The following is a 12,339-nucleotide window of genomic DNA, read 5'->3' as shown; positions in this document are numbered from 1 at the left end:
AAGGTGATTTTCTAGTTGAAATTATTTTCTTCTCAATTCGAGTTCGGACACTTTACCATTTGCATCCAAACGGATATCACTGATAAAGTTGAGGTTCTTTTTGGTGTCCTTGAGGTATTCGAGGTATTTACGAATCGTCGTAGGTTCATCGTAATCTTTGATTCCGTTTTCCTCGTGAATGACAATTAGGACAGGAGCGTCTTGATTGGAAAACATCGCTAAGGTTTGCTCGATAGATTGATTAGCCAGCGCTGGGTTAGAGGCAGTAGTCAGGGAATTAAAAGACGACTCCAGTTTTTCAACCGCTACTTCCTCGGGTGTAGGTGCCGCAGTCTCAACTGGTGCAGGAGTTTCGTCTACTCGCTCTACGGGGGCCGGTTCAGGTTCGGGCTGAACTGCTTTCTTTTTTGACTTACAGGCACCCATTGCGAGCAATGCGACCATAGCGATCATCAGGGAGCGATTAAGCGAAAATGAGATCAACTTTTGTTTCATTTTTGGGAGGGATTAAGATTTTGTTTGGTTTTGGCTAAAGAAAACACCGCTTTCAGGAGCCATTCTAATTTATGGGACAAAGTAAATAAAAACAGATGATTAACCTGCAAACCATATTCCAAAAAGAAAAATCCTTGTACTAATATTTCTGAAATGGATGTGAACGGTAAGTGGTCAGGCCTTGAGATTGGATAATTTTTAGATAAGAAACCCTAAAAGCACCTGCTCCCCCAAGATTTAAGACCGGTTAAGGGCAGAGGTTCAAGTCTTATCCCGTTGAGTGCACTAAACCCATCCCTTCTACCTTTTGACCAGGAAATGGATGAATAGAGGGGATTTCAAATGGAAAAAACTCTCAGTCCCGGATTTTTGATTTTAAAAGCAAGTTTTAGGATTTCCGACCAGGGCAAAGAGGATGAAGTCAAGACTTGCTCAATCTACCTTTCCAGACTTCTCTCATTTTGCTGTTCTCAACGCCCTATCCTCCTGATCACTTATCCCCATTCCTTTAATTCTATTCTATGATTTCCTCCGCTAATTCTATTCTATGATTTCCTCCGCAGTGCTCGTTTCCACCAAGGCAACTGAATTTCTTCGTGGTAACCATACGAATTTCCGCCATAGCCGTAGCCATAGCCATAGCCGTAACCATAGCCATATCCCTTGTCAATATGGACATCATTGAGAATTCCATAGATTTTGGAGACGCCCCCTTTTTCCACTAGATTATTGAGCACTTCAGTATTTCCCTTCATGGAATACCCCTGTCGAAATACGTAAAATGAAATATCAGCTAAATTAAACAGTTCCTTGGTTTCAGAAACCAACCCCACTGGCGGGCAGTCAAAAATCACTACATCATATTCTTCTTTGATCTCTTTGATAATCTGCCCAAATTTTTCTTGAAGTAACAGTTCGGCAGGATTAGGAGGAATGGGACCAGAAAGAATGACATCCAAATCTTTGTGTCCGGTTGATTTAACCACTTCTTTCCATGAGATATCCGAACTCAATGCCGTACTCATTCCTTTATCATTGGGAAGATTAAAATCCTCGGCAATTTTTGGTTTACGCAAATCCAAACCAATCAAAATGGTTCTTTTTCCCATCAAGGAGAATACCGAGGCCATATTGATCGAAACAAAGGTCTTCCCTTCCCCAGAGATGGTTGAAGTAAACAATACCGTGAATTTTTCTTTATTCGGGCTGAGGTAGGACATATCGGCTCTCAGGGAACGAAATGACTCAGTAACGGTAGAGCGGGGATTATTCAACACAGGTAAATTATCTTCGGTTAAACTTCTGCCAATCATGGAAATCAAAGGAACCTTGATGGATTTCTCCAATTCTTTAGGATCCTCAATTTTAGTATTCATAAAATCCCTCACTGTTATAAATCCAATCGGAAGAATTAATCCCAAAATCATTCCAATGAGCAGGTTGAGACTTCGCTTTGGAGCAACAGGCGCTTGACTCGCTTTGGCAAAATCTAAAATTTTATTTTTCGGCATGTTCGAAGCCATGGTAATTTCAGCCTCGGCCTTCTTTTCCAAGAGATAGATGTAAATATTCTCGTTAATGGTAAACTGTCGAGTGTAATTGAGCAAACTCCGTTCGGTAGCAGGTAGCGTATTGATGTCTTGTTCGATCATCCGAATCCGATTATTGACATCGGCGAGGGTATTTCGTGAATTTTCGATTGCTGATCGGACATTTTCTTTCAAGGCATTGGAAGTACTTTGAACCCTAGAATTGATATCCCTCATTTGAGGGGTCTGATCGTTGAAGGTGGCTGAAATCCGAACACGATCAGATTGCAATTCCGATAGGCTTTCAACCAGAGAAGTTAACAAAGGATCATTCACTCCCACGATTGCAGGCGCCACCAAATCCTCGAGTTGATTATTATCTAGGTAGGTTTGCAAGGTTTGCAGGTACTTGAGGTTAAGCTCAAATTGACTCCGTTCTTTTTCCAGTTCAGTCAACCGCTCAAAAATCAAAGAGCCCTCCTCGGAAAGGTTGAAAATCCGGTTTTTGGATCGAAATTCTTGTAATTGGCTTTCTGAATATTCCAAGGAATCAGAAATTCCGCTCAGCTGCTCCTCAATAAACCGAATCGTATTCTCAGACGCCTGATTTTTCTCATAGAGTTCCCGTTGAAGGTATTCCTCCATGAGCGTATTGATGTAATTTTCCCCCAAACGACGAAGGGGAGTTTCAAGAGAAAGCGTCAGGATGGAGGCTTGTTTATTTAAAGGGCTGGCTTGAAGATCCTCCTTCATGCGCAATGCCAGAGAAGGGGTATCGACTAAACGAAAATAATAGATTTCTCCCGGAAGGGTAGAAACCTGATTGACTGTGAATGCAAAAAATTCCCCTGAGATTTCTTGTCCGAAGGAATAGATGGATTTTGGAAGCGAAAAACTTTCCAATCTATCTTTATAGAAGGGATCAGAAGGAATGAAAACCGAAAATTCATCCTCTTCGATGGTAAGTTCGAAGTTCTGCGCATCGATCACCTCAAGACGAAATAAACCTCCAACCAATTGCGTTCGATCCCATTTTGCAGAAACATAAATCGGGGTATTGCCATAAATCTGACGAGGCTTAAATACATCCTCCTGAAAATAAGACACGTTCAAATCCATTTCACCGATGGTGGATTCTGCGAGCGTATAGGATTTTAAGATTCCAATCTCATTATCGATGTTGCTTTTATTCTGCAATCCCAAGCCGGCAGATTCAAACAGATCAGAACCCAGTGTGGGCTTGTCATCTACGATCAGGACGGTGGATTCCACTTTATAAATGGGGGTGGTGAACCTATTAAATAGAAAAGCGGTCAAAATCCCCAAAAACATGCAGATTAGGATTATTGGCCAATATTGTAAATAATTGAAAAGGAGTACTTTCAGGTCGATTTCATCCTCTTGATTGACTAAAAATGGATTTGGATTGGTATTCGTTGGATTCGGTTGATTCGGATACATCAGTCTTATCTGGTAAAGGTATTGATCAAAAGCACGGATACGGTAATTGCAGATATAACCAGGGATAAGGACTGGGCGGCATTTTCCCCAGCACCCACTTCCCTCACCTTCATGGGTTCTGCATAAAGTTGATCATTGGGCTGAATAAAATAAAAAGGAGATCGGATGATATTTCGATCATTGAGATTGATTCGGTGAAGTTTGGTCCCATCCGGGTACTGTCGTATCAAAAGAACCTCATCCCTTTTAGCAATCGGGGTCAGGTCTCCGGCATTTGCAATAGCTTCAAAAATGGTCATCCTATCCTGTAAAACCACATATTTATCCGGTCTGCGAAATTCGCCTAAGGCAGAGTAACGAATTCCTCCAAGTTTTACTTTGACGTAAATTTCATTTTTAAGAAACTCTCTAAGCTTTTCTTCAATAGCCAATCTGGCTTCTTCTATGGTCATGTCCTTGACTTTTACCTCTCCGATGATAGGCAATCGAATGGCGCCGTTTTTATCAACGGTATAACCGGACATGTAATAAATATCCCCGCCAGTCTGTCCAGCCATATTCCCCATTTGATTGTTCATTCCTGTGGGAGTATTATTAAAACCCATTTCGATGATATCCTGAGCAGTTTGGACATTAACATCGATGATATCGTTGTATTGGAGTTTGTAATCCGGGATTTCGTATTCAATTAATTCTCCCTCCTGAATTTCAGGGTGATCTTCCAAATTTTGGAGGTAGATGATTTTCTCATTGGATACACAGCCTACGGCCGTGAAAAGTAATAGGGTCAAAGCAATCCCTGCCCGCAGATTCCGCATAATTGATAAAGTTTTGAATGTCTACTCAAAAACTGGGCAAACTTAGGCAAAATCCGATAAAAAGGGACGAAAAATGTATAAGTGTATTAGGAAGAATTTATTAGATGTATTTAATACTCAATGAAATGCATTTTATTTTTTGAGCTACCTCTTTCCAATTGATTTACCGGGGATTCGATCGGCCAATCACCTCTCCAAACTTCCTAAATGGAAAAACTGAATGGAAAAAGAATTTAGACTTTTGCCATCATGAAAGATATTTTTGAAAGAAAAAAAGTTGAGACTGTGCTGGTCAATCCCCCTGCTGCGCAATTGGCAGAAGTTGGGTACCAATTAGCTGACCGGCTAGCCATTTTCTTCTAAAATAATCATATAGGAAAACAGAGAACGTAGTTAAAAAAAACACCCCGCATAAAAAATCGGTATTTTTTACGCGGGGTTAGTGGACAGGAGTGCATAACCCTCCCACAGAACTTTTTTCAAGTTGAACAGAAATTTAGGGCATGCCCTTCTTTATCCCTTATCTGCCTCTTCCTCACTTTGGGCGAGTAGGAAGGCTTTCATAAATTCATTTAGACCGCCGTCCAAAACATGCTGCGTGTCTGAAGTTTCATATCCGGTTCGATTATCTTTTACCAGTTTATAGGGATGCAATACATAATTTCGGATTTGAGAACCAAAATCAACTCGTAGTTTAGAGGATTCAATTTTGGCTATTTCAGCATTTCGCTTTTCCAACTCCATTTGATAAAGTCTGGATTTGAGCATTTGCATGGCTTTTTCCCGGTTAGCAAGTTGGGAACGCTCCACTTGACAGACAACCACTATTCCAGTGGGTTTGTGGGTTAACTGCACCTTGGTTTCCACCTTGTTTACATTTTGCCCACCTGCTCCTCCCGAACGCGAGGTATGGAGTTCAATATCGGCAGGATTGATATCGATCTCTATACTATCGTCTACTTCAGGATAGGCATATACCGAAGCAAAAGAAGTGTGTCTTCTGCCCCCTGAATCAAAAGGTGAAATTCGAACCAAGCGGTGAACACCCGTTTCGGATTTCAAAAATCCGTAGGCTAGTGGACCCTCAAACTCCAAGGTGGCGGATTTAATTCCTGCCACTTCGCCTTCTTGCACGTCCACCTCCCTGACCTTGTAGCCGTTTTTCTCTCCCCACATGATGTACATTCGCATCAGGATCGAGGCCCAGTCATTACTTTCTGTTCCTCCCGCTCCGGGATTGATTTCTAAAACCGCGTTCAGTTGGTCCTCTTCCGAGGAAAGCATTTTTTTGAGCTCGAGCTCTTCAACAGCCTTTCTGGCCTTGTCGTACTCCACTTTAATTTCCTCCTCACTCACTTCATCTGCAGAATAAAATTCATACAGCACCTCCAAATCACCGATAAGTTTATCGAGATCTTCAAAGGATGAAGTCCATCCCTTACGAGCCTGGATTTGTTTCATGGTTTTTTCTGCCTCTTCCGGATTACTCCAAAATTCTGGCTGAGAGGAAACGGCCTCTAAATCTTCTATTTCTGCTTTCTTCCGATCGTAGTCAAAGATACCTCCTTAAAGCCGAGGTGCGAGCTTTCAAGTCTTTCAGTTGGTCCGAAGTCATGATTTTAAGTTAAAATTTAAAGAATGCGAATCTCTAAAAAAAATCTCAGATTGTCATGATTGAATAGGAATGTTTTGGCAAATTCAGCAATGAAGGCCCAATATTGACTGAATCGATACCGGAAAAAGACTAAAAAAACTAATTAATTGGTGATTTTTTCCCACCCCTTCTGTTTTTTGATCAGCCCTCGAATACAGCGAGGCTAAACCCTTAGCCTACAACCCAAAAATTCTCTTCCTCCATCTTGTAAAATTGCACTGGTGAAACGAACGTTATTCCACTATCTTTGCGAAGAAATGAAACTACTCCCCTCTTTTTTTTCGATTGATTTTTTTCTCCTTTGTGCAAGCTCATTTTTGTTCTTTTCGTCTTTTAATATGATCATTCCCGAGCTACCCAACTACCTAACCACCCTGGGAGGGGAAGACTATAAAGGTCTGATTATTTCTCTTTTCACCCTATCGGCCGGACTTTCGAGGCCTTTCAGTGGGAAGCTTGCCGATAAAATAGGGAGAATTCCTGTGATGGTTTTTGGTGCGGGCGTCTGCTTTGTAATAAGCCTACTCTACCCGGTTTTAAGTTTTGTCGGCGGCTTCTTATTTCTTCGATTTGCGCATGGATTTTCAGCCGGATTCACTCCTACCGGAACCTCGGCATACGTGGCCGATATCGTTCCTTTTCAAAAACGGGGCGAAGCCATGGGAATCCAATCGCTTTTTGGCTCACTCGGAATGGCGGCCGGACCGGCTATCGGTGGTTGGATCGCTAGTATCTGGCCCATTGAAATTCTTTTTTACGCTTCGTCCTTCACTGCCATTCTTTCGATTGCGATTCTTTTCAGGCTAAAAGAAACGCTAGAAAAAAAAGAACCTATGCGTTTAGGCTTATTTAAACTCAAGCGAGACGAGCTTATCGAAAAACGGGTCTTGATCCCCTCTCTGATTCTTTTTTTCTCAGTTTTCTCTTTTGGGGTCGTACTGACAATAATCCCGGATTTTTCTGCTCATTTGGGTATCCAAAATAAGGGATTGTTTTTTGCCATTTTCACCCTTTCCAGTTTAGGAATTCGCTTGATCGCCGGCAAAGCTTCCGATCGATACGGAAGAGTTCCGGTGTTGCGGGTAGCCACTGTTTTTATGGTTGTAAGTATGGTGATGATCGCTTTATCTGAAACTCAGTTGGCGCTTCTGGGAGCCGGTGTTTTATTTGGATGTGCAGTGGGAATGAATAGTCCCACAACAGCGGCTTGGGTGATTGATCTTTCCCTGGATGCATTTAGAGGAAGAGCGCTGGCGACCATGTACATTTTTCTGGAAGCCGGTATTGGCATAGGGGCAATCATCTCCGGTTTTTTATATGCCAATAAGGCAGAAAATTTTCCTTTGGTATTCTTATTTAGTGCTGGAATTGCCGGAATCTCTTTGATTTTCCTCTTTTTTATCCGCAGTGCAACTTACCCACCCCACCGCTAAATTTTCAATTTTTCCAACTAGATTTTAAATGTTTATTCCTCATTGCTTAGGTAAGATGAAGCTCGAGGGATGGGTAAAATCCTCTTTTGTCTTCCATTGAAATAGTGAACTTTATCCCCATCAAAAAAGGCCCCTTCTTCCAACATGATGCGAACGTCTTTCTTCCATTCGGCTACATAAACCACCGCATTGAGTTCGATGGCATAGCCTGTATTGGGATGAAGCGGAAAATCACCCGCCCCTGGAGTATTCCCTTGATTATCCCACATGCCGATTGTCGGTCCGGCCGAATGCCCGTAATACCCTAAAGGATGGGTGTAAATACTCCCCCGGATCCCTTCCGACTTCATTTGCTCAAGAGAAGCCCGAAGAATTTCATTTCCTGTTCGGCCAGACACATAATTCTGTGTCAAAATATCCTGAAGGCGATTTCCAACCTCAAACGCCTTTTGCAAATAATCAGGAACTTGAGTCTCTCCCATTTTCAAAACATAAGCTAGTTGTTGAGTATCCGTATTCAATCGAAGGTAAGTAATCCCAAAATCTATATGCAATAAATCCCCTGGCAGGATGGTCAGTTCCGAGGGTCTGGTTGCAAAAGAACGGGATGCCTCATTTGAATCGGGGTCTGGTCGCTGAATATCCACGGTGGGATGAAACCAAGTGTTGAGTTTGAGTTGTTTGATCCGCTCCCGATACCACCAAACTACATCTTCTGTTGTAGTTTTTCCAGGGGTAATTACTTTTTCAGATAGCCCTTCTTGAATAATGGCGTGAGCCAGCTGTTGAATATGGCGATAGCTTGCCATTTCCGCCTCAGTCCGGGTTTCCAGCCAGCGAACAGCCAGCCTCTGTGCAGAAATTACTCGCCCCTGGAGGCTTTCCGGAAGTTTATCCATAAAAGCTTCCCGCTCGGTATAGCTTAACCCATCTGCATGACCGTAATCGTTGGCAAAATTCAAACCAATGGCTTTAGGATTTTTCTCTTGGATTAAATCCATCAATGCCTCCCATTGGTCAGGTTGGCTATCCGGATCCCAGGCACGCTTAAATGACTTCCCCACATCGTATCGAGCGATTGCATAAGTTTCCACGGCAGAATTGGGACTGGGCTGAAACATAACCAATATCGTTCTTCTCCTGGCCGCCATCCAGGTAGCCGGCAAAAGTGTCCGAATTACCGGATCCTCATTATATTCTCGTGAAATGACCACCCACATATCAATTTGAGTCTCTGTCATTAGTTTGGGTAAAAGATTTGAAATCCTATCCTCTAACCAGGTATCGATCAATTCGGCTTGTTCGCGCTGCGATAGAACGGCCAAATCCTGAGAATAGGCCGTAAAAGCCATCAAAAAGGAGAAGGCAAAAGCACTAAATTTCTTTTTCATTGCATTTAATTTTGATCCTTGAATATAGGGGATTCTCGAGGGCACAACCCAACGAACAAATAAAAATCTTTGCTTTACAAAGAAAATCTACCCTGCCATAGGCCATAGTTGATCCCACCAAAGAAAGAAAACGTAAAATCAGGTTAATTTCTACCACCAAACCTGAGGTAACTGGATAAAACCTAAAAAAAACCGCATCTTTAAGCAAGAGATAAGTTTATGAAAAAGACCCTACTTTTCCTTATTTTTCTAGGTATAAACCTAAGCACCTTTGCCCAATCCCGGGATTTTCTTCTACTCAAAAGAGGGGTAAGTCCCAAAAAACAAATCCGCTTTTATGCAGGAGAATCAATAACCTATAAAAGTAAAAAATTAGGCTACTTCGTTACAGATCAAATTCGGGAATTTTCCAAGGATTACATATTTCTGAACGAAAACATCCTTTCCCTAGATGACATTGAAGCGATCGATATCCGCCGGAAAGACAGCCGAAACTCCACCTTAAAAAATATGAATGCCTTACTTTTGGGATCAGGGATTATTTTATTGACTGCAGAAAGCATCAATTCAATATATCAAAGGCGAGAGTTTTCAATTGATCAGGGGGTCGGGTTAACCTCTGGAATCCTGATAGGCACGGGTCTGGCATTGCTGCCCATACGGTACAAAATTTTTAAAATCAAAGGAAGAAATCAACTTCAGATTCTTTTAAAAAATGAAATTGACCTATCGAATGGTCCAAAAAAAGAAGGGAGTTTTTAACCTGTAATATTGGGCAGAAGTCAGCCTGGGAAGTATTGAAAACACCGCATAACCAAGCATTTGATCAATGGGCTTGGGGATTGGCCGAGTAAAGGAGTTAATGGAAGCCAAGCGATTGCTTTAATTGGCTGTGAGGGGTCAGCTTTGAATGCGCATTCTGATCCCTGTTTCGGGTTTCAATCCATGGAGCAAAAGAATGCAAACCCACCAGCTTATCTCTCAGAATGGAATTGGCTACGATTCATGGCCTTAATTCCCGTTGACTGAGTTTATGAAAACGGTAAAACAACACCACCGCGGTTATACTCAACCCAATCAATAATCCATACCAAATTCCGACAGCTCCCATTTCCAACTCAAAAGCTAGAAAATACCCCAGAGGAAGACCCAAAACCCAATAGGCCAAAAGTGTAATCCAAGTAGGGAACTTTACGTCTTCCATGCCTCTCAACACACCCAATCCAACCACTTGCACCCCGTCTGAAAGTTGAAACATCCCTGCAATAATCAGCAAGGTTGCCGACATGGCGATCACCTCGGGATCATCAATATATAAGGTAGGTAGAAAATTACGCAAGCTCACAAAAAGAATGGCCGTGATTGCCATGAAAATCAACACCATCCCGAAAACCACCATACCGGCTTCACGCATCCCTTGGCGGTTGTTTTTCCCAATTTGGTTGCTTACCCTAATCATACCCGCTGTACTTAATCCGGCAGCCATCATGTAACTAACCGATGCAAGATTGAGTGCGATCTGATGTCCTGCAAGCGCATTTACTCCGATCCATCCCATCATAATTGCTGCCGAACCAAAAGCACTTACCTCGAAGATGTATTGAAATCCAGTCGGGATTCCAATTTTCAAAATCCGATTTATCATGGGGAAGCTAAGCTTTTTCCCAGTCCATTGAATTTTGAAGAGTTTGTACCGGGAAGAGTTCATCACATACCAGCCCATCAGCAAAGGCATCAGAATCCGTGAGATCAACGTAGCCCATCCAGCCCCCATCAAACCCATCTCCGGTGCTCCCCATTTTCCAAAAATCAGCATGTAATTCAAAAGTACATTGACAAGATTGGAAAAAATAGTCACATACATCGCCTGCCTGGTTTGCGAAAGCCCTTCGGCAAATTGCTTGAATGTCTGAAAAATCATAAATGGGAACAGCGAAGCTGTAATGACAAACAAATAGGGAATGGCAATGTCCACCACTTCCTCCGGCTGATTGAGGTAGTGTAAACTTTGGGATAAGCCTACAATAACGATGGTCAATACCAAGGCTGTCCCGACATTGATCCAAAGTCCGTGTTGAAAAAGCCGGCCTATTCTCAGATTTTTGGTTTTTCCTTCGGCAATGGAAACTAAGGGTGTAATCCCCATAGAAACCCCCATTCCAAACATAAGCAAAACAAAAAAGATGCTGTTGGCAAGCGAGGCTGCCGCTAGCGGGACTGCTCCAAGTTGTCCCACCATCATACTGTCGGCCACACCCACAGAAACCTGACCAAGCTGACTCAAAACCACAGGATAAGCCAGTTGAAGAGTGATGGAAAAATGTTCTTTTAGTGTCATTGATTTACAAACCCAAAACGCGGGCAGCTTTTAAAATTCCTGCAATACTTATCGAATCGGTGATTTCTCCAGACATCACCTTCTCAATTACTTCAGTAAAAGGCAGTTTTTGTACTTGTAAAATTTCCGTTTCTTCGAATTCAGGTTCTCCTTCCGTCAATCCCTCTGCCAAATAAATTATTCCTTCCTCATCGGTCACCGAATTGGAGGTATGAATCCGAAGTAGTTCTGTCCACTTGTTGGCTCTAAGACCGGTTTCTTCCCTAAGTTCCCGCTTGGCACTTTCCAGAAGATCCTGTCCGATGGGCCCACCTCCCATAGGAATCTCCCAAGAATACTGGTTAAGCGTATACCGATATTGCCCAACCAGCCAGGTATTTCCCTGTTGATCCAGGGGAATAATCGCCATCGCTTTATTTTTAAAATGTACTTTTCCATACATACCCTCTTTTCCAGCAGGGTTTAAAACCTGATGTTCTTCCAATCTAATCCAAGGGTTTTGATAAACAGTGGTTTCTTTAAGGGTTTTCCAGGGATTTTCTATCATAACTATAAAAAAAAAGGCTGTCTAAAACTCCAGACAGCCAATTTCGATTTTTGATTACATATTACATTGGAATTGGCAAAATCTTGGAATCCTTGAAGGTAGACAAAATCACCATAGACTGCATGGAGTCCACTTCTTTGATTTCAGAAACCTTTTCCAACATCAATTTTTGGTAGGCAGTGATATCCTTGGCAATAATTTTCAAAATAAAATCACCTGTACCTGTGATGTGATGACATTCAATTACCTCAGGAATCCCATTGATTTCCTTCATAAAAGCATCGATATTAGCTTTATTATGCCCAATCAAACTTACCAATACAAAGGTACTCACCCCTAGCCCTATTTTTTCAGGGTCTAATTTTGCGTGGTAACTTTTAATGATTCCTGACTGTTCGAGCTTTTTCACGCGCTCCAATGTAGGGGCGGGAGAAAGTCCTATATCCTTTGACAGTTGTGCGTTTGTAATCTTCGCGTTGCCTTGAAGAATTTCCAGAATCCTGCGGTCTATTTTGTCAAATTTGATTCTGACGCTATTATCCATTATCTCTTGCATTTACAAAATTTTATATGGCACAAATTTATAATATTTAAGGAAAATTTTAAAATGATTTTTCGCTTTTTGATGAGCGGAAATCGAAATTTTCTCTATTCATTCAGGCGTTTAAGCAAA

Annotated in this window: 10 protein-coding genes; 2 read left to right on the top strand and 8 right to left on the bottom strand. The window is 42.0% G+C overall.

Annotated elements, in window-relative coordinates; all coding sequences use genetic code 11:
* Positions 1-21: 21 nt before the first annotated feature.
* The 4 genes from Q0L00_RS03815 to prfB form a co-directional block, all read right to left on the bottom strand.
* Positions 22-495 (bottom strand): nucleoid-structuring protein H-NS, encoded by a 474-nt coding sequence (locus Q0L00_RS03815; protein ID WP_297335534.1) that lies wholly within the window; start codon positions 493-495, stop codon positions 22-24.
* Between the two features lie 545 nt (positions 496-1,040).
* A complete protein-coding gene (locus Q0L00_RS03810) occupies positions 1,041-3,485 on the bottom strand; it encodes a polysaccharide biosynthesis tyrosine autokinase (protein WP_297335533.1) in 2,445 nt (814 codons plus the stop codon).
* 5 nt (positions 3,486-3,490) lie between these two features.
* A complete protein-coding gene (locus Q0L00_RS03805) occupies positions 3,491-4,303 on the bottom strand; it encodes a polysaccharide biosynthesis/export family protein (RefSeq protein WP_297335532.1) in 813 nt (270 codons plus the stop codon).
* A 513-nt stretch (positions 4,304-4,816) separates the two neighbouring features.
* Positions 4,817-5,918 (bottom strand): peptide chain release factor 2 gene (gene prfB, locus Q0L00_RS03800; RefSeq protein WP_297335531.1). Its coding sequence is split into 2 segments (ribosomal slippage): positions 4,817-5,857 and positions 5,859-5,918, totalling 1,101 coding nucleotides; the frame shifts between segments, so codons are not numbered across the junction.
* 296 nt (positions 5,919-6,214) lie between these two features.
* Between prfB and Q0L00_RS03795 the strand changes: the two genes are divergently transcribed.
* Positions 6,215-7,390, top strand: coding sequence for an MFS transporter (locus Q0L00_RS03795; RefSeq protein ID WP_297335641.1), 1,176 nt, complete (start codon positions 6,215-6,217; stop codon positions 7,388-7,390).
* A gap of 32 nt (positions 7,391-7,422) precedes the next feature.
* On the opposite strand, the gene Q0L00_RS03790 is transcribed toward Q0L00_RS03795, so the two are convergent.
* Positions 7,423-8,781 carry a M24 family metallopeptidase gene (locus Q0L00_RS03790; RefSeq protein WP_297335530.1) on the bottom strand — a complete coding sequence of 453 codons (1,359 nt, stop codon included), beginning with the start codon at positions 8,779-8,781 and terminating at the stop codon, positions 7,423-7,425.
* Positions 8,782-9,000: 219 nt separating this feature from the next.
* Between Q0L00_RS03790 and Q0L00_RS03785 the strand changes: the two genes are divergently transcribed.
* Positions 9,001-9,543 (top strand): hypothetical protein, encoded by a 543-nt coding sequence (locus Q0L00_RS03785; RefSeq protein WP_297335529.1) that lies wholly within the window; start codon positions 9,001-9,003, stop codon positions 9,541-9,543.
* Between the two features lie 241 nt (positions 9,544-9,784).
* On the opposite strand, the gene Q0L00_RS03780 is transcribed toward Q0L00_RS03785, so the two are convergent.
* The 3 genes from Q0L00_RS03780 to Q0L00_RS03770 form a co-directional block, all read right to left on the bottom strand.
* A complete protein-coding gene (locus Q0L00_RS03780) occupies positions 9,785-11,119 on the bottom strand; it encodes an MATE family efflux transporter (protein WP_297335528.1) in 1,335 nt (444 codons plus the stop codon).
* Between the two features lie 4 nt (positions 11,120-11,123).
* A complete protein-coding gene (locus Q0L00_RS03775; protein ID WP_297335527.1) occupies positions 11,124-11,666 on the bottom strand; it encodes an NUDIX hydrolase in 543 nt (180 codons plus the stop codon).
* A gap of 61 nt (positions 11,667-11,727) precedes the next feature.
* Complete coding sequence (locus Q0L00_RS03770) at positions 11,728-12,210, bottom strand: Lrp/AsnC family transcriptional regulator (RefSeq protein ID WP_092794366.1); 483 nt, start codon at positions 12,208-12,210, stop codon at positions 11,728-11,730.
* Positions 12,211-12,339 lie beyond the last annotated feature (129 nt).

Source organism: Algoriphagus sp. (assembly GCF_024305035.1).
Classification (GTDB): domain Bacteria; phylum Bacteroidota; class Bacteroidia; order Cytophagales; family Cyclobacteriaceae; genus Algoriphagus.
This window is presented reverse-complemented; position numbering and strand designations above follow the sequence as displayed.